The sequence below is a fragment of the Mesorhizobium sp. M1A.F.Ca.IN.022.06.1.1 genome (assembly GCF_003952605.1).
Lineage (GTDB): Bacteria > Pseudomonadota > Alphaproteobacteria > Rhizobiales > Rhizobiaceae > Mesorhizobium.
In genome coordinates this window covers 6,209,443-6,226,956 of record NZ_CP034455.1, presented here as the reverse complement: position 1 = coordinate 6,226,956, position 17,514 = coordinate 6,209,443, and the positions used below count along the sequence as shown (strand labels likewise).

Annotated in this window: 21 protein-coding genes; 7 read left to right on the top strand and 14 right to left on the bottom strand. The window is 60.2% G+C overall.

What is annotated here, in order from left to right; translation table 11 throughout:
* Positions 1-165: 165 nt before the first annotated feature.
* Complete coding sequence (locus EJ078_RS29670; protein ID WP_208720987.1) at positions 166-1,218, top strand: hypothetical protein; 1,053 nt, start codon at positions 166-168, stop codon at positions 1,216-1,218.
* 52 nt (positions 1,219-1,270) lie between these two features.
* The gene (locus EJ078_RS29665) at positions 1,271-1,543 is read left to right on the top strand and encodes a hypothetical protein (protein WP_208720986.1); all 273 of its coding nucleotides are present in this window, start codon (positions 1,271-1,273) and stop codon (positions 1,541-1,543) included.
* Positions 1,544-1,575: 32 nt separating this feature from the next.
* Here EJ078_RS29665 and EJ078_RS29660 read toward each other — a convergent pair whose 3' ends face one another.
* The 5 genes from EJ078_RS29660 to EJ078_RS29640 form a co-directional block, all read right to left on the bottom strand.
* A complete protein-coding gene (locus EJ078_RS29660; protein WP_208720985.1) occupies positions 1,576-1,899 on the bottom strand; it encodes a hypothetical protein in 324 nt (107 codons plus the stop codon).
* Positions 1,900-2,074: 175 nt separating this feature from the next.
* A complete protein-coding gene (locus EJ078_RS29655; protein ID WP_245459019.1) occupies positions 2,075-2,320 on the bottom strand; it encodes an ABC transporter permease in 246 nt (81 codons plus the stop codon).
* 1 nt (position 2,321) lies between these two features.
* Positions 2,322-2,540, bottom strand: coding sequence for a hypothetical protein (locus tag EJ078_RS29650; protein WP_245459016.1), 219 nt, complete (start codon positions 2,538-2,540; stop codon positions 2,322-2,324).
* Positions 2,537-3,208: a glycosyl hydrolase 108 family protein gene (locus EJ078_RS29645; RefSeq protein ID WP_208720984.1), complete on the bottom strand. Its 672-nt coding sequence runs from the start codon at positions 3,206-3,208 to the stop codon at positions 2,537-2,539. Before EJ078_RS29645 ends, EJ078_RS29650 begins: the two co-directional genes overlap by 4 nt.
* A 94-nt stretch (positions 3,209-3,302) precedes the next feature.
* On the bottom strand, positions 3,303-4,421 hold the full coding sequence (locus tag EJ078_RS29640; protein WP_208720983.1) for a hypothetical protein: 1,119 nt from the start codon (positions 4,419-4,421) through the stop codon (positions 3,303-3,305).
* A gap of 222 nt (positions 4,422-4,643) precedes the next feature.
* On the opposite strand from EJ078_RS29640, the gene EJ078_RS29635 reads away from it, so the two are divergent.
* Positions 4,644-5,327: an outer membrane protein gene (locus EJ078_RS29635; RefSeq protein WP_208720982.1), complete on the top strand. Its 684-nt coding sequence runs from the start codon at positions 4,644-4,646 to the stop codon at positions 5,325-5,327.
* A gap of 106 nt (positions 5,328-5,433) precedes the next feature.
* On the opposite strand, the gene EJ078_RS29630 is transcribed toward EJ078_RS29635, so the two are convergent.
* The 9 genes from EJ078_RS29630 to EJ078_RS29590 form a co-directional block, all read right to left on the bottom strand.
* Positions 5,434-6,864 carry a hypothetical protein gene (locus tag EJ078_RS29630; protein WP_208720981.1) on the bottom strand — a complete coding sequence of 477 codons (1,431 nt, stop codon included), beginning with the start codon at positions 6,862-6,864 and terminating at the stop codon, positions 5,434-5,436.
* Positions 6,839-7,306 (bottom strand): terminase small subunit protein, encoded by a 468-nt coding sequence (locus tag EJ078_RS29625; protein WP_208720980.1) that lies wholly within the window; start codon positions 7,304-7,306, stop codon positions 6,839-6,841. The genes EJ078_RS29630 and EJ078_RS29625 overlap by 26 nt, the downstream gene beginning before the upstream one ends.
* Positions 7,299-7,697 carry a helix-turn-helix domain-containing protein gene (locus tag EJ078_RS29620; RefSeq protein WP_208720979.1) on the bottom strand — a complete coding sequence of 133 codons (399 nt, stop codon included), beginning with the start codon at positions 7,695-7,697 and terminating at the stop codon, positions 7,299-7,301. Before EJ078_RS29620 ends, EJ078_RS29625 begins: the two co-directional genes overlap by 8 nt.
* On the bottom strand, positions 7,694-8,035 hold the full coding sequence (locus EJ078_RS29615; RefSeq protein ID WP_245459013.1) for a hypothetical protein: 342 nt from the start codon (positions 8,033-8,035) through the stop codon (positions 7,694-7,696). The genes EJ078_RS29620 and EJ078_RS29615 overlap by 4 nt, the downstream gene beginning before the upstream one ends.
* Before the next feature lie 159 nt (positions 8,036-8,194).
* Positions 8,195-8,659, bottom strand: coding sequence for a hypothetical protein (locus tag EJ078_RS29610; RefSeq protein WP_208720978.1), 465 nt, complete (start codon positions 8,657-8,659; stop codon positions 8,195-8,197).
* Positions 8,656-8,910: a DUF6074 family protein gene (locus EJ078_RS29605; protein WP_208720977.1), complete on the bottom strand. Its 255-nt coding sequence runs from the start codon at positions 8,908-8,910 to the stop codon at positions 8,656-8,658. Before EJ078_RS29605 ends, EJ078_RS29610 begins: the two co-directional genes overlap by 4 nt.
* 97 nt (positions 8,911-9,007) lie before the next feature.
* The gene (locus EJ078_RS29600) at positions 9,008-10,228 is read right to left on the bottom strand and encodes a bifunctional DNA primase/polymerase (protein WP_208720976.1); all 1,221 of its coding nucleotides are present in this window, start codon (positions 10,226-10,228) and stop codon (positions 9,008-9,010) included.
* A complete protein-coding gene (locus EJ078_RS29595) occupies positions 10,225-10,572 on the bottom strand; it encodes a hypothetical protein (RefSeq protein ID WP_127325318.1) in 348 nt (115 codons plus the stop codon). The genes EJ078_RS29600 and EJ078_RS29595 overlap by 4 nt, the downstream gene beginning before the upstream one ends.
* Before the next feature lie 528 nt (positions 10,573-11,100).
* On the bottom strand, positions 11,101-12,360 hold the full coding sequence (locus EJ078_RS29590; RefSeq protein ID WP_348627284.1) for an integrase arm-type DNA-binding domain-containing protein: 1,260 nt from the start codon (positions 12,358-12,360) through the stop codon (positions 11,101-11,103).
* A gap of 282 nt (positions 12,361-12,642) precedes the next feature.
* Here EJ078_RS29590 and EJ078_RS29585 point away from each other — a divergent pair, with 282 nt between their 5' ends.
* From EJ078_RS29585 to rimO, 4 genes are all read left to right on the top strand, one after another.
* Positions 12,643-13,041 carry a hypothetical protein gene (locus EJ078_RS29585; protein ID WP_127216839.1) on the top strand — a complete coding sequence of 133 codons (399 nt, stop codon included), beginning with the start codon at positions 12,643-12,645 and terminating at the stop codon, positions 13,039-13,041.
* 1,642 nt (positions 13,042-14,683) lie between these two features.
* Positions 14,684-15,091 (top strand): DUF930 domain-containing protein, encoded by a 408-nt coding sequence (locus EJ078_RS29580; RefSeq protein ID WP_066989790.1) that lies wholly within the window; start codon positions 14,684-14,686, stop codon positions 15,089-15,091.
* Between the two features lie 277 nt (positions 15,092-15,368).
* Positions 15,369-16,028, top strand: coding sequence for a TerC family protein (locus EJ078_RS29575; protein WP_067320072.1), 660 nt, complete (start codon positions 15,369-15,371; stop codon positions 16,026-16,028).
* 139 nt (positions 16,029-16,167) lie between these two features.
* On the top strand, positions 16,168-17,481 hold the full coding sequence (gene rimO, locus EJ078_RS29570) for a 30S ribosomal protein S12 methylthiotransferase RimO (protein WP_127217448.1): 1,314 nt from the start codon (positions 16,168-16,170) through the stop codon (positions 17,479-17,481).
* Positions 17,482-17,514 lie beyond the last annotated feature (33 nt).

Below are 17,514 nucleotides of genomic sequence, written 5' to 3'. Positions count from 1 at the left end.
TTCTAGGCATCTCATTTAGCTGGCTTGCCTTGGTTGACCAGCAATTCCGCGATTTCTGACGGCCTACTGAGACTTAGATTCGAATTGTATCGATGCTTCTTCAGCAAATTTGCTGACGAAGATGCCTTTTCTATGCCGAACACGCAGGGAGGGAGGTGTGTTGCCATGCTTGTAGCTGATAGAAGTGAGCTTGTTCGCAAGGCATTTGCGGCAGGAATACTTACCGCCACGAAAAATGGCTCAATCCTAGTAAACGACAAAGGCGAGAGGAGATTTCGGAGGCTCATCGAGCGTATCGGCATCACCGAAGAAGTGGCGAAGACGCTTGCGAACGGGGGGGTTCTAGGCGCGCACCGGCCCGGGAGTACTCCCATTCCAAATTTTGTATTCCCGACCTTCGACATCGAACTGTACAACGCCGAGCAGAGTATAGAGGCTCGTTGGGCGGCCGAAGGTGGTCATCTGTCCGTTGTTGGGCTGCCGATCGGAGACTCGATCCATGTGAAGCGCGTAGGTGATGGCTTCCGGGCTGACTTCAGATCCGGGTCAATTCGCTACCTCAGCGGTATCACTGAGACCGTACCGGGAGATTGGTGCCGTGTCTGGTGGACAGGACTTGAATGTGGTGTCCGCCAGGAATCGGAAGACGAGGTTTACGGTACTGTTTTCTGTCACGCACCGGGTCGCGCAGCGCTTCCGAACGTGGTCATCGTGCCCGGTGGCAACAACACTTTCAACATGGGGCCGCCAGGAACACGTGTCGTTTCCAGCGCTGTTCTTCTCTACGAGGGTCCATTGGTCAACGTCACCATCGGGGCAACTCTAATTGAGAACGACTCGGGCGACGTCGAAGAAATTTCCCAAGAGGTGGCTCAAAAAATCGTTCAGGGCGGCGCTGCTCTCCTGGGTGGCCTCGTTGGCGCGCCTGCAGACGCGATAGCAGACCAAACTTGGTATCAGGAAGGCATCGGCCTTGCTGTTGGGCTTGTCTTGGATGGGATCTTTGGCATCGGCGATGACCCATACACACCGCAATCGATTTTCGTGCCGTGGCAAGAGATTGCGGAGTTTCGGCCACCCCAGTCTTACCAACGTCCCGGAAATCCTCAGATTATTACCTACAGTAAGTTCGTCGATCTGACTGGTACCGACGACGGAGGAGATTTCGGACACTACCGTTTTTACTACATGTTCGAGCATATGAACGCGCCGGGTTAACGACCCTGGTGCGTTCTGCCGATCTAAGGAGTCGCGCGACAAGGAGGGTTAAATGGACCAAAACCGTGAAGCTCTGACCAATGCACATGACACCTTCGCCAAAGCGCTGGATGCTTTTGCGAAAATGGTGATTTCCACTGCTAACAATGGGAAGGACATTGGTGACCTAAAGGGGATAGCAATTCTTGCTGCCGACGAGGGCGCTGCTGTGAGAAGGGTCATTATTCGGACTGGCGGGAGTTGCGGGGTTTACGAAGATCCGCCTGGCACTTGCCGGCTGTGCACGCCTGAGGAGGACCAAGGCGAGATTTTTCAAACGCCTTAGCGGGCTCTAGAGCCGGCGCCGACGCATCCAAATTATTCGTCCGGTGCCACCTTGAGTTTCCGCACAATCAACTCGAACACGATGTCCGAAATCCACATCGCCGACACTCCGATGAGGAAGGCGCCAGCAAGCGTTGTGGTGTCGTCTGCTGTGTCGGGCAGTGGCAAGCCACTGGTCTTGAACCAAGCGACCGCTGGCAGGGTCAGATAAGCCGCCGCCAATGCGCCGCAGATCGGCGAAGCGAACATCTCCCGAAGCTTGTAGCGGTGGCGGGACAATGCTCGCAGAATGCCGCCGGAGAGGCCCGCAATCAGCACTGGCGCCTTAATTCCAAGGAAGTCGAGAAGTTCGTGCATCAAGGCCTCCAGCCGCACAGGGCGGCGCCTTTGCGGTTGTGAGCGAGGATCGCCCTAGCCTCTCCGTCAGACAAATCGGCGACGGCTGCGGCTGAAAGGCGGATCGGCGAGGAAACCGCGCAGAAACCACCCTTGGGCGTAGTGCAGCCTGCGAGCGCCATCAGAATCGCGAGCGTCAGTCCTTTGACCATGTGCCAAGCTCTTTTCTGACAGCATCGGCAGGCAGTGCGCCGACATCGTTCTGCACCTGCTCGGCAATATCGCGAGCCTTGGCCTCTTCGGCCGCTTGCTTGGCGCGTTCCGCCTTTGCACCAGCCATGCGCTGGTGAAAGCCCCATGCGACGGCAGCAACGAGAGCCCCGCCGGCGGCCAGGGCATACGGGGCGATCTGCGATAGAAGCGCGGCAAAGACCTCGACCATGTCACAGATCCTTTGCACGAAGGCGCCGCAGCACTTCCGTCAGAACGCCGGAGCCTACGATGTAGAGCGGCAGCCAGCGGTCAGGGATGTACTGGTTGAATAGGCTCGGGTCGGTCGCACTGAGCACCGTCAGCACGGCGCCCCCGAGCATCTGAAGCCGAGCCCAGGCGACGGTCTCGGAATCCTTGAACCAGGCGCGAATTTTGCTCCACATCATCATGTCCTTCCGAAGATCCGTCTTAGGATGGCGAAGAGCGCGGCCCAGAATGGATTGCGCTCCTTGGCATTGGCAGCGGGTGTAGGAAGCTGCGGCGCGGCCGGCGGCGGTGTGGGCGCAACGGGACTCGGGGCGGGCGCTGGCGGGGCTGCGGGCGTGGTCATCAGCATCGCTTGGATGCGCACGGCCACGACGCGCCGCTGCCACCCCTTCCCGAAGGTCGGCCAGGTCGGCAGGCGCTCGAGGAACTTGAGCCGGGCATTGCAGATGGTGTCGATGAGAACGCCGGCCGGCTTGGCACGCACTGCCGCGAGCGTAGCAGGCCCAATGCGTCCATCCTGGACGACACCGACGCCGCACGCCGCCTGAAGATACTTCGCCGCCCTGCTCGGCCCGCTGTTCACGGCGAAGTCGAAAACCGCGTAGTCGACGCCATCGGGCAACTCGGCGCCAGCGACAGCATCCCAATAGAATCGGCGATAAACCGTCGCCACCTGCTCATCGCTGATCTTCTTCAGATCGGCCTTGGTGGCATCGGCTTTGACGAACCGACGGAAGTTGGCAAGCGTCACGCCCTTCATCGTCGCGCCGCCCGGATCGGCAGCGTTGTCCGACCATCCGCCTTCCGACTTCAGGACGAGAGCAAGCGAACCCGCAAAGTTCCGGTCCATCGACGGCTCCGTTGACGATGGGCGCCATCCTGTGCGCGCGAGCAGCGAAACTCTAAGCCGCTTGGGAATGCCTGTAGCTGGTGGGCGGGTTCAATTAAGCCCAAGCCCTCACAACCATGTTCCAGTTGACTTCCGTCAGACTGGAGTCCCCGCCAGAGCTGATGTTGACCACGTTAGGCAGAACGTTGTTGCCGCACTTGATGAAGATATTCGTAGCGTCGGTCTTCATCGTCCAGCCGACCGAACTGCCGCTACCATCGTTGCCGTAGAAGCTGGACGGAGCCCCAAGGTACAACTCGTCGCCCGGCGAAAAGCCCGCTTGAGCCGTCACGCAAATAAGCGACAGCTGAACCAGCTTCGGCTTGATCCCGAACCCGTGCGCCAAGGTGATCAGCCCGAGCGCCGAAACAGCCTGCGGCGCACTTTCGTAGGACTTGGTGATGGGAGGCGTTACCCACTGCGGCGCTGTGGCCCCGGCATTCATTTGCAGAACCTGGCCAGCGGTGCCTTTCGCAAGTCGGGCGAGCGCCTTCGCCCCAGTAGCATAGAACACATCGCCGGCAGCGACAGAGGCAGGCAGCGGAACGAATATTTGCTGCGCAGCGCCGTCACCGATGACAAGCACGTTTTCGTCAGTGTCCCACTGGATATCACCCTCTGCCGTCGGCGTGGGCGCTGCACTTTGCTTGAGCGTCAGCGTCGGGGTAACGATGGTCGTGTTTGGCGCGACAGCGATGGCCGCACCGTTCGCTCGTTGATATGACATGCAGCGCCAGTTGCCGCCGCCAAGCGACCGCATGCGCGCCACATCGCCGGCCGCCGTGGTGATGTTGGCTCCGCCCGGCAGAATGAGGCTGGTAGCGTTGTGCGTGAGTGTCAGCGCACCAGCAAACACCAGGTCGCGCTCAGCACCAGCCGACACCGTTCCAAGCGCCGTGATCGTGACCGTCCCTGTGATGTTAACGAGCGTACCTGTGCTGTTTGCCAGGTTGACAGTGGCAGCCGAAGCCATGTCCGCGCCGGCTGCGCTGAGATTATCTGCGCCACCGACCGCCGTACTGGACCCGGAGCCGCCAGCCGTCACCGGCCGAGCAGCGTTCGCATCCGCCACCAGGTCATCGACTAGCGCGTTGTACTTGGCGCTCTCGATCGTCGTGTTTGGGCTGCCCTTGGTACCCGGAGGGGCTGAGTAGACACCACCAGCGCGCGGCATAGCTGCTCCAATCTATCGATTGGAAAGATGATTGTGGTCGTGCTGGGAAACTCTAAGCCGCTTGGTCCGGCGCCGTCTTCTGGCTGCGCATTCAGCATCCGACGTCGCTTGCGCAGTCCCAGATTTGGCAGCTCTGAAAAGCCGCTTATGTTGCGCAAATGATACATCACCGATCGGCAGTCGCTGATACGTTGGGAGTCGGGTTTCAGTTGGGGTTTTTCAATGCGCTCGATTGCCATCTTAATTGCCGGCCTTCTGGCCTTGTTGACCGGGTCCGCGATGGCCGCCGATGCGGTGGCGGTCGCTCCGGCTGAAGGCATCAACTGGTCGGGTGCCTATATCGGCGGCGTGGCCGGCTACGGCTGGAAGTCCGACACCTATCATTACGCCGGAAACTCGGTCGACTTCGATTCCAACGGTTTTGTTGGCGGTGTGACCGCAGGCTATAACTGGCAGCGCGGTCAGATCGTTTTCGGCGTCGAGGGTGACATCTCTTACGCTGACATGAACGGAAGCGTGGTGAGCAGCTTTCTCTCGGCGCCGTGCTTTATTGAGGGCTGTACCGCCAAGGTCGACTGGTTCGGCACCGGCCGTGCCCGCGTCGGCTATGCCTTCGAGAACTTTCTTCCTTACGCCACCGGTGGCTTTGCCGTCGGTCATGTGAAGGGATCAGCCGATCTCGGCGCCTGCGGCTTTGTTGGGACTTGCAGTTATAGCGATACGCGCTGGGGCTGGTCCGCCGGCGCCGGCGTCGAATGGGCCATGAACCAGCAGATATCGTTCAAAGCCGAATATCTGCATGTCGACCTTGGCCGGCCGTCCTTCGCGACCAGCAATCCGCCGGATCCGTCGACTGACCGCATCGACTTCGACACCGTTCGCATCGGCATCAACTATCATTTCTAGTTCCGATTGCCCGCGCCACGTTGCGGAATACCCGACGCAAAAAGCCGCCACTGGCGGCTTTTTTCATGCCCGGAGCTACCCATGCTTGCTCGGCCAAAGTCCCTGCCTACATACCCGCACGAGCTCGCCTCCGCCTTACCATTGCGTCGACCGCCTCCTTGACGGTCTGCTGGCTACGTATTGTGCCGTCCTTCTGGCCGACATAGGCGCCCTTGTCGCCCTGGGGCTTCTGCACTTCCGCCACTGCCTGTCGCCAAGCGAGGCCGAGATAGCGGAATGCCGATGCGTAATGCTCAGCCCAGTTCTTGACCGGGATGTCGCGGAACGTCTTCTTCTCGTCGTCGTACTCGCGGCGGTAGGCCTTCAGGCCCTCCACGCCGTCGGCCACGCGTTCGGTGTTCCGGAAGCGCGCCACCTTGATCGTCTGCAGGCCGGCGTTATTGCCCTCGGCCAGGCTCACCATGCCGACCATCTTCGGCTTGCGGCCATGCTCCTTCAACGTGTCGAGGCGCGTGCGCTTCGTTCCCCACTGCGGATGCAGGATATCGTGCGGCACGTAGTCGTTGCCGTGGTAACCCTGCTCGTCGAGCCACTTGCACCAGTCCGACAGGTCTTCGCTGTCGGGAACGTAGAAATCCACGATCAGCGGCACGCCGTCGATGATCTGAAACGCCCAAACCGGATTGTTTACGGCCTTGCCAAGATCCCATGCGGTATGCACCGGATACCGAGGGTCGACGTCGAATGCGGTGCCGATACGCCCCTGCCTCTCGGCGCGCGCTATCTCCGCCCCCCAATAGGAGCCGATCAGCGCGCCCGCGAAGGAACAGTAATATTCCTGATCGATAAGCATGTCCGCTGTCTCTTTACCGAACAGGCCCACATAGATCGTCCGCTGTTCCTCGATCGTCACTTCATCGATTGCGCCAGTGGCTGACGCCGGCAGCACTTCGCTGAACCAGCCGCGCGGATTCGTCACCCGGTCGAAGACGTTGGCCTTCACCGCGTCGAGCATGCCCTTGGCGTGATTGTTGCCGCGGGGCGTGGTGATGAACGATGCCCATCCACCATTTTCGGCCAGGATCGGCGAGAGGTAGGCCCACGCTGCCGGGTTGGCCAGCGCCCATTCCGAAAACGTGATGCCGACCGGCGGCGCTCCGACCAGGCTGTTAAAATTGTCCGACCCAACCACTTGGAAAGTCGAGCCGACCTTGAACCGAACGAACATCTCATGGTCGTTCATGTTTTCGATCAGCGCTTCAGGAAAGGCCTCGAACAGCCGGCGCTTGCCGGTGTGCGGGTTGACGGCATTCCAGATCGCTTTGCGCGCCTGTGCGGCCTCTGGCAGCATGTGCCAGTAGGTTCCGGGCCGCTCATGGGCAGAGACCGCGTGCATGTTCAGGTTGATCTCGTCCTTACCCGCGCGGCGGTGCCAGAACAGGAGCTGGCGCTTGCAGCCGCGCTCCCATGTGTCCCAGGCCTTCTTCTGGTACCAGCGAGGCCGCCAGCCGTTATTCGGAAGCTGGATTGTCGGCATTGGCTTCCGAAAGCTTCAGCACCTGCACGACCAACGGACCGCCGTCGCCATCGGTGAGCGCGACCTTGCTCCCGTACTTCCTGGGCCTCATGCGCTCCGCCACCCATTTGCGCGTATCGATGCGAAGCCTGGACCGCTGGATGTGCTCACTGTTGACCTGTTCGGTGGTCGAGCCGTCCGCATTGGTTTTCGTGAGGTAGTCGTTGCTGCCGTCATCGGCGATATCCTGCATCTCGTCGACATGGGTGTCGGCCTGCATCTCGCGCGCACGCGTGTACTGGTTGCAGAACCCCTCGCGAGCCGGATCGAGCAGCCAGCGATGCACAGTCACCCTATCCGGCATGTCATCGGCAAGGCAGATCGACCGCAGGCTTTTGCCGTCGGCAAGTCGCTCGCAGATTCTATCGGCAATCTCTTGCGTGAATGAGGTTGGTCTAGCCATTTTCGCCCTCCTTCATCCTGATTAGAACGAGGCGCTTGGAAACTCCTAGACGCTTGGCAATCTCCCGCGGTCGGTAGCCGTCATCGAGCAGCCGCTTGATCTCACGGCGGCGCTTTTCTGCGATCTGGATCTTCCGGTGTCGGTATGGCCGATCGGCACGAGGATCCTTGAGCCGCTTCGCCCGGGCGATGCACTCGACCACAGTGCTGATGGAGATGTCCAACTCCTCGGCAATGGTCGAATAGCTGGCCATCCCCTCCCACAGGTCGAGAATGCGGTTTCGCGTCCGAGCTACGCGCGGGTGTGTCTTGCCTCCGCGCTTGTTGAACGAAGAATAAGCATGGAATGGGAGCGACCTGCCCTGCCCTGACTTAGGCTTCGCATGGATCATTGATCGCCCTTCGCCTTGCGTTTCAGGTAGGCCCGGCGCTCAGGCGAGAGACGAACATAAGCAGGCCGCCAATTGATCGGAATTGACGGGAAATAAAACACATCGCCCGGCGGATCGATGCGGTACCAATGGCCATCGTTGTCGAGAAAGAACTGGAGACCAGGCGTCCCGTAGTCGCCCACCATATCGTTGAAGAGCAATTCGCAGATGAGACCGTCTCCGCGAACAGCTGTATTCATAGGCCGCCATGGATTTTCGCGGTCATGGGCGTCCCGCGCCTGACGTTCTGCAATGGTCATGAATTCACCTTGTTGTCTGCCTTCGGGAGAATTGTCCATTTCGGTCGTTTCGACCAACCGAGGCGGCAGACGCGTCGCGCCGCTCGTATTTCGTGTCCGGCAGGCGCGCACAACTTGGCGACGGATTCGGCAGCTATCTCTGTCGGATAGACACGGTCGTCCCAGCGGCGACCTTCCCCGATAAGAATAACCCAACCGTCATCTACGGCGACGAGGCCGTTCTGTTGAATTCTTGTGGTCATCCTGAAACCTTTTTGAAGCCAGATAGTCGGCTGGGTTGATTTTGCGCACCGGCGACGCTGCGCCGAATGTTCCGAGTTGCCATTCACGATGCTGGCGCTGGCCCTGCGGGTCGAACTTCGCCGCGGCTATATCGCGGACCCATTTCGGAGCCTTGGCCGCAGCCCGCCTCATTTTCGTGGTTTGCTTCTTTTCGTTGCGAACCGACTTCGGCATCTTCGGCTTCGGGCCGCTCGACAGAATCTTGTTCGAGATCCAGTCTGCCCGCTTCTCTGCCGGCGATATCGGCTCGCCCTCCATCCGATCGAGTGCGCGCCACGCTTCGCCGTGGGTCGGGAACGGACCCGCGAGCTTTCGACTACCGTTCGGCGAATTATCATCGATCACGACAAAGCCGCCTTCCTTCTCGGTCACCGTCATCATGCTGCGTCACCTTCATCTGGCTGGTATCGGCGCGCCAAAGCCAAGAACACCTCTTGGCCGAAGGCCAGAAGGGTCTCGTCCACCTCGACCTCGGAGATGCCTTGAGCGGTCATCGCGTGGCGCTTGCCTGTGATTAGCTTCCGCCAAAACGCGTCGGCCGACGGACCATTGAGCACAGCCAAGGCCGCGACTGCCACTTTGACCGCGCCGTCTGATTTCGCCATCGGGAACGGAACGATGCTCGGACCCATCTATGCCCCCTTTCGCTTCATCGCTGCGAGCGCGACGCCGACGTCATCAACAAGGACAGAACCATTGGGTAGAAGGCGAGTGCCAGCCAGTTTGCCGTTACGGGCTTTGGCCATAATCTGACCGAGCGGGCGGCACTCCGCCCGGTTTCGGTTCCACAGTCCGGGCACGGTCTCCCGTATCGCATTTGTCAGTCCCATATTTGGGAATGAAGTAAGCATTACACCCCCCCTTCTCGCTCCGATCAGGAAGACACAGCCGATAGACGTTGGGCTCCTTCTGGCTGCGGCGGCCACGTCGAACCACCTGCAACAGTCCGACAGCTACCAGGACTAGAACGTCGCGGTAGATCCGACTCTTGCTCTGCAACGGAAGGTGGCCTTTATCGATCAGCCCTTGCGCAACGACCGTGAAGAGCTTGCCTGGCCTGTGGCCGTGCATGCCATTGAGGACCATGTACAAAAGCGCGGCACTATCCCCATTTTTGTGGACCCCCAAGGCAGCGGTAGCGGTACGGTTGGTGGCAAAGGTGGAATTTCGGCCGCCCCAAACGTAGAGCCGATCCCGATTGCGCCATGCCCACCGGGCTTTTGCCCGGATTTCGGCATTCGAGACGCTTTCTGGGTTGTCGCACTCCAGATCCCGCAGCAGGCAAAGCTCTTCAAAAACCTCGGCCTCGCTGTCAGCAACCAAAGCCAGCTCGATCCCTCGCCGGAAAAGATGGCGGTCGCGCTTGCCCACCTCTGCCCTTTTCGACCCAGGCTGCCATTGTGGCGGCGTCGCCCGGAAAATCGGCAGGCGCGCGGCGAAGCCGAGCGGCGCGCCCGCTGTCTCATACGACTGACCATTGTCGGGCCGAACCGAATCCGGGCCGACCACGAACGAGCGGGCGCCAGTCTTGAAGTCGATCGAAATGTCCGGCAGGCGCACGGGCGGCGGGACGTAGAACCCCGCTCGGAACCAGTAGTGGACGCCGCGCGACGTCCGGGTCATCACCGGCGACAAACCGAAGTGCTGTTCGACATAGTCGCGGGTCGCAGCGTTGTCCGTGTCGCAATCCACGACGACCAGCCCATCAAGCCGAATGCCGTACATCTGCGACCCGGCTTTAGCCATCAGACCAAGGCACGTGGCCACGGAGCAGCCGCGCGCGCCGGGCCAGTTGGCAACCAAGGGCTTCTTGCCGTCCGGCCCATCGCCGAGCGGCAGGAGCTTGTAGCCGGCGCCGTGAAGGCGGGCGATGGTCTCGGCGTAGCGAGAACCCGCCCCACGGACGTCCGGCGAAACTGGTGGTTTCGGGAAGTCGGCGGCAGCGTTCATGCAGCGGTCGCCATGTCTTCGATGATGGTCACCGGGGTTGCCAGCGTGTATCTGGAGTGCGTCGAGGGAAATGCCCCTCCATGGTGTTCACGCGGCGAGGAAATGATGAACCCCGATCGGCGCAGCAGAAAGATGTAGTGTGAAACCCTGACACCGGTCGGCAGATCGAGCGTGGTGACACCGCGCTTTCCTGCGTTGATCAGTTGCTTCAGCATCCAGGCGGCGCGCCCGTGCAGACGCTTCTCTCGTCCATCGGGCTCTATGCGGACTGTGATGCTGAATTTATTGGGAGGTGTTTGAGATTGTGAATTAACGCGAGACGTCGCGTCTGGTATGCGATTCATGTTCGCTCCGTTGTCAGATTCCCGAGGGAGGGTTCTGTTAAATATTCGGATCGAATTGGCTTGAGCGGCTTTGGTTTGGCGACCGCCGCTCAAGCCTCTTCCGAACCGGATTTTCCTTTGGGCAAATTGTCTAGCCAGGTATCGGCATCGACTTTCCGGATAAGTGTTTTCCGGCCCGCCTTTCGGTACTCCAATCGGCCTGCCTTCATCTCCTCGTAAGCGAGGTTCCTCCGGATGCCGTACGCTTCACAGAAGCTGTCAACCGTGTACGCATTGGGCGCAAAAGTCATCTCTCGATAGGTCTCCTTTCGTTCGGCGCAAATCACTACGGATCAGCGCACACAATATAGCGTTCTTCGAGTTAGCAACCAAGGCCTCGTTCGCGTTTTGTCCAAGTTTCGAATCGTTTTTTCGCAAACCGATTCAATGATTTGGGGCCAATCCGGCCATATCCTGACCGGATGCACAGTCCTCTAGATCTTGTGGGAAAGCCCAATTTCCTGGGGATAATGCGTAGAGTCGTTTGACCTAACGCGAGGAAACGACGCGCAGATGCTTGGCGGTGTTGGCAGCGGCCAGATAGTTTGCCCACGCAGTCATCAGCTTGCGACGCTTTTCCAGGGCGTCGGATCGGCGATAGGCATGCTCCACCGCATTGCCGACTTTGTGGGCGAGCGCGGCTTCGGCCACTTCACGGGGGAATGACGTTTGGTCACCGGCCCAATCCCTGAAGGCTGAGCGGAAGCCGTGCACTGTATACTGCCCAACTTCGAGGCGCCGCATGGTCATAGCCATCGCCATTGAAGAAAGCCCACGTTCGATGCCGGCAACGGTTTCGCCCGGGAAGACATACCCCGTGTCAGACGTGCGCGAGTCATAGAGAGACCGGACTATCGCCATAGCCCTATCTGGCAGCGGAACACGGTGGACTTCCTTGGCCTTCATGCGAGCCGCCGGCACTGTCCAGACCTTCGCGTCCAGGTCCAGTTCCGGCCAGACCATGCCCAGGACTTCCCCGGAGCGAGCGGCCGTCAAAATCAGATACTCCAAGGCCAGCGCGGATAAGCCGTCCGTCTCGCGCAGCGATGTCACGAAGGCAGGCACTTGCTCATAGGGCATTGCGGCGTGATGGCCGCGCGTCAGCTTACCAGGCTTCGCCAGGAGGTGCTGAAGGTGCCCTCGCCACATAGCCGGGTTTTCGCCGGTTCGATGGCCGGCCGCCTTAGCGGCGTCGAGCACACGCTCTATCCTCCCCCGAAGCCGCTGCGCAGTTTCCGGCTTGTTTAGCCAGATCGGCTTGAGGATAGCGAGGATATCGGCCGTGCTGACTTCCGACACCCGCTTCGGGCGGATGTCCTTGCAGTAGGTATCGCCCAGGGTCATTTCCCATTGGGCCTTGTGCTTAGCGTTCGCCCATCCCTTCCCGACTTCTGCAATCAGGTCCGTCGCGCATTCAGCAAACGTTGGTCCCGAGGTCTCGACCGCATCGTCCGCTTCAACATGCGCCGGGTCCAGACCAGCCTTCAGAAGACGCCGGCATTCTGTTGCCTTCTCCCGAGCTGCCGCCAGCGAGACCGGCTTAGGGTAGGAGCCCAACCCGCGCTCCATTCTCTTACCGTCCTTGATGCCGAGGAACACCCACGACTTATTGCCGGTTGGCGAGACGTGGAGATATAGCCCGCCCCCGTCGCCATACCGACCAGGGGAAAGCTCCTTCACACGGATCGCCGTATCGGAAAGTTTGTTAAGGGCTCGCGCCATCCGTTCATAATCCCGTTCATAATTCAATGCGGTGATTCTAGCGGATTGCAGCGGACATCGCCAAACGGAAAAGCGAAGGTTACCAAGTGTTTCAACGTCTTGTGGGTATGCCAACAAACATCAGCAAACTGAGTTTAGGCGGACACTCCCTCCGCCACAATTCCCAACCGAATCCGCATATCATCTCCTGCATGGCCACCGTTTCGCTGTAGACGGCTATCTGTCCCATCGTGCTTTATTGGTTCCGGCGAGCCTTGGTGCGTCCCGTGCCCATCCGATTGTCCTGCAAGATCCTGCCGAAGGAACGAGATGCCTGTTTTCGCGTTGTGCGCCATGTCTCTCGAAGACCACATCAGCATGGCGCAGCGTCATGTTCGACATGGCGAGCGGCACATTGCGCGTCAGCACGAGCGGATTGCCCGCTTGAGAACCAACAGGCTGCCGACAGTGGATGCGTTGAGGTTCCTGAGCCTGTTGGAAGAGGTTCACGCTTTGCAGCGGGAGCACCTGTCCCGACTGCTGTCGAAATCGGCCGGATCCAAAGTAGTCTCGGAGCTTTCGGCGAAGACGCAGGTGGCAGAGGGCGGGAGAGACGCGATTTCCATTCCGGACCCCATCGTCCGGCTCGCGCTGGAGCTCGAACAAGAGCTTAACAGCGTCAAATTGAAGTGGCTGACCGCCAAGCCTCCGAGGGGCAAGCTTCACTAGCTGGCTCCGGCAGGTTGGCGGCTCTGCCGCGTCCTTTCGTGCGCTGAGGCCCCTTTAGGCTACTACGCCATCAACTTCTTGATATGTACCGGCCACATCAGCACAAGCGTATGTTTATCGGCAGCCGGTGCTGTGTCTCGCCCCCGAGCCCACCGGTCAGGCCCGGCGTTTGCTGGCCTACCCCGCCAGCCTGCCGGGCCGCCCGGCGTCAGGCACATGGCGTCAAGGTTTCTTGTCCAGTGGAGAACACCGGTCTCAGGAGCGCACCAGACTCATGACCTCACGGTCGGCGGCTTGCGCCCCTCAGCCGCACGTTGCCGGGCGTGCGGCGGACACACCGCTGGAGGACAGCCGACACAAAGCGGCGGCACGCCGGCAAAATTCTATTAGCTTTAACTAATTGTAGACCCGCGCTGTCCTATTCTGGGACAGCGCGGGTAGCGCCCACTCCCGCGCCGGCGGCTCCGGCAGGCCCAGCACCCCCGCCCTCTGTCGGGGCCGCCACCTGACTTTGCTTTATACCAGCCATGGTTGAATCAACCGTTACCACACGTGCCTACCAACGAGCTTTCGTGATCGTTAAATTTTGATGGATCGGAGGATTCCCATCTCACCAGAACTGATCTAGTCTTGCAGGTCGAAGAAATCGCGGGTGGCAACCTATGGAAGCGATGTTCGATGACCTTGCGGCTGCTGTCAGGCAGCCCCGAACAGATATTTATACGGCTGTGCGCGCGTTCGCCCTGGACTTCGCCAGCAAGCTCTTTTTAGGGGTCGCCGTGGGGGTTGGCATCGGTATCGGGCTAGCTATCGCTCGCTAAGTCACCAGGAAAGTACCGGCGGCTGCGCAAAGTCCGCGTGGCTCGCCCTGCTATCCGCTTGCTGTAGCATACCGCGATCGGTGTAGGGTCACCCACTATATTGGCAATGGCCTCCAATCTGACACGAACTTACCATTGGACGTTTTCGGGCGCCGTGGGGAGTTCCAATGCGCATGATTCTTGCTCTGGCCGCGCTCACGGCCTGTTTCTCCGTATGGGATCATCTTGCAAACCACGGAACCTATAGCGCTACCCTGCAGCGAAACATTTTTGGTAAAGTGCTTTCGGGCTAACGGCCTTCCCACCGGGGCCGGTTTCCATCGTCAGGCACGTCGACACAGTTTTTATGTTCGCTTGCTCAGTTAAATGCTCTGCGCCCCTTTGCGTTAATCCAAGCAGCAGTCGGCCCGACAATTCCGCCGGAAGGTCGAAAAATACATCATAGACCATCCATTGGTCACACGGATCCGATAAGCAGGTAAACCTCATCACTGACGGTTCTTCGTTTTAGTATTCCACGCAAATCTGTTCGGCGGCTGAGCCTGCGAAACCGGGCAGGATTGTGCTCCAGCACTTTGAAAGCACAATACTGCCGCCCGACGAGGAGAAAAAGAGGCTCTACAGTCCCTGCTCTATACGACCCAAGTCTGACAGGTTCTTGACAGTTCTTCGGCAGCGGAGATCGTTTCATCGCGGACCCCGGAACAATGGCAATAGCCCAGTCGCCGAAGCCCGAGATTGGCTTGTGCCGCATGGCTGGCCTGGCCGAGCCGGCACCCATGTCACAAGCGGGTGCGCTTGGTTGATTTCTCAGACAGAATATGCTGCTTGTCGCGCCCATGAAAAAGCTCTGCCTGATGGTTCTGGCGCCTCTGGCGCTGGCCTGGCCGGCCAAGGCGATGGACAACGCACTTCGTGCCGGCCTGCTGAAACTCGATCCGCAGACTCGTCTCGAACAGCGTTGCGACGCCGAGGTGCTCGACCGGATCAGCCACGACGATCGCAAATTCAAGGCCGACCGTGTGGTGGCCTATGCCTTCGCCACGCCCCAGATGAGCGCCGACGCGATCAGGAGCCCCGGCGCCGCCTTTCGCAGCAAGGGTCAATGGTTCCGGCTGAAGTTCAAGTGCCAGACTGCGCCCGACCACATGCAGGTGCTGCAGTTGCTCTACAAGATCGGTGACGAGATCCCGGAAACCGACTGGGCAAAATACAATCTTTACGATTGATTGACTGCCGCGGTCGGTTGCGCGCAAATCGGCCTTTCGAGTGCAAACTCATTTGAACCCAATGGAACCAGACGAGCGGCAACCGCTTGTTTCGTGAGTTCTCTTGACGTGCAGGAACCATGCACGTAGAGCAATTCCAGGAAAGGCGCGCAGCCGTTTTTCCCGCCGGAATTGCGTGAAAACAAAGACTTAGAACGCGATCGCATCAATCGGTGAATCGCTCCGGCGTTAGAACACTCGAAGATCGACATTTCGCAAAACAGGAAGGCTCCAGACGATGGATATTTTCAGCGCCGCAAGCCTGACTGCCCTTGTCCAGGTCATCGCGATCGACCTAGTGCTTGCGGGCGACAATGCCATCGTCATTGGACTGGCGGCCGCCGGCCTGCCGACGGAGCAGCGCAAAAAGGCCATTCTGATCGGCGTGGTGGCAGCGACGGTGCTGCGCATCCTGTTCGCGGCGGTTACCGTCAAGCTGCTTGCAATCGTCGGACTGTTGCTCGCCGGTGGCATCCTGCTGTTATGGGTATGCTGGAAGATGTATCGCGAGCTGCGCACCTCCCATGCCGACGAGCACGAGGCGACGGAGGCGCTCGCCAATTCCGATCTCGACAGCGACAAGGCGGTTGCCGGCAAGGCGCCGCGCAAGACGCTTGGCCAGGCGGCGCTGCAGATCGTCGTCGCAGACGTGTCGATGTCGCTGGACAACGTGCTGGCCGTCGCCGGCGCCGCGCGTGATCATTTCTGGGTGCTGATCGTCGGCCTCGTGCTGTCGATCGGCTTGATGGGCCTTGCCGCCAGCTTCATTGCGCGGCTGCTGCACCGTTACCGTTGGATTGCCTATATCGGCCTGCTGATCATCCTCTATGTCGCGCTAGACATGGTCTACAGGGGCACGATGGAAATCTGGCCGCATGTCAACAACGCGGTGAGCTGACTGCCGCCACCTGACGCGGGCTTTGGCCGGCCACTGATCTGGCCTCGCATTGCGTTTTGCCGCAACAAGGACCAGCCCATACCAATGCCGCAATTAGTGTGGTATGGCGCCGCCGATCCCGAAAAACCTGGAAAAGCTTATGTCTGCCCCTCGTGTCAGTTTCGTCAGCCTTGGATGCCCGAAGGCGCTCGTCGATTCCGAGCGCATCATCACGCGGCTCCGCGCTGAAGGCTACGAGATCGCCCGCAAGCATAATGGCGCCGACCTCGTTGTCGTCAACACATGCGGCTTTCTCGACTCCGCGCGCGACGAGTCGCTCGACGCGATCGGCTCCGCCCTTTCCGAAAACGGTCGCGTCATCGTCACCGGCTGCCTCGGCGCCGAGCCGGAAGTCATTCGCGAGAAGCATCCCAATGTGCTGGCGATCACCGGCCCGCAGGCCTATGAGAGCGTGATGGCGGCGGTGCATGAGGCGGCTCCCCCCAGCCATGATCCCTACATCGATCTTCTGCCGCCCCAGGGCGTGAAGCTGACGCCGCGGCATTACGCCTATCTGAAGATTTCCGAAGGCTGCAACAATCGCTGCACCTTCTGCATCATCCCGGCGCTGCGCGGCGATCTCGTCTCGCGGCCGGCGGCCGACGTGTTGCGCGAGGCCGAAAAGCTCGCCAAGGCCGGCGTCAAGGAGATCCTCGTCATCTCGCAGGACACCAGCGCCTATGGCATCGACATCAAATACCAGACGAGCATGTTCGGCGACCGCGAGGTGCGAGCGAAGTTCCTCGACCTTGCAGAGGAGCTCGGCAAGCTCGGCATCTGGGTTCGCATGCACTATGTGTACCCCTACCCGCATGTTGCCGACGTCATTCCGCTGATGGCCGAGGGAAAGATCCTTCCCTATCTGGACATCCCCTTCCAGCACGCCTCGCCGCAGGTGCTGAAGAACATGCGCCGTCCCGCTCATGGCGAAAAGACGCTGGAGCGGATCCGCGGTTGGCGCGAGGTCTGCCCGGATCTCGCCATCCGCTCAACCTTCATCGTCGGTTTCCCCGGCGAGACGGAAGACGACTTCCAGATGCTGCTCGACTGGTTGGACGAGGCGAAGATCGATCGTGCCGGCTGCTTCAAATATGAGCCGGTCAAGGGCGCGCGCTCCAACGACCTCGGCCTGGAACAAGTGCCGCAGGAGATCAAGGAAGCCCGCTGGCACCGCTTCATGCAGCGCCAGCAGAAGATCTCGGCGACGCAGCTGGCCAGGAAGGTCGGCAAGCGGCTGCCGGTGCTGATCGACGAGGCGCATGGCACCTCGGCCAAGGGCCGCACCAAATATGACGCCCCCGAGATCGACGGCTCCGTGCATATCCAGTCGCGTCGGCCGCTGCGCGCCGGTGAGATCGTCACGGTCAAGGTCGAGCGCGCCGACGCCTACGATCTCTACGGCTCGGCCGTTTGACAAGCGGGATTGGCTGAAAATGAAAGGGCGCCG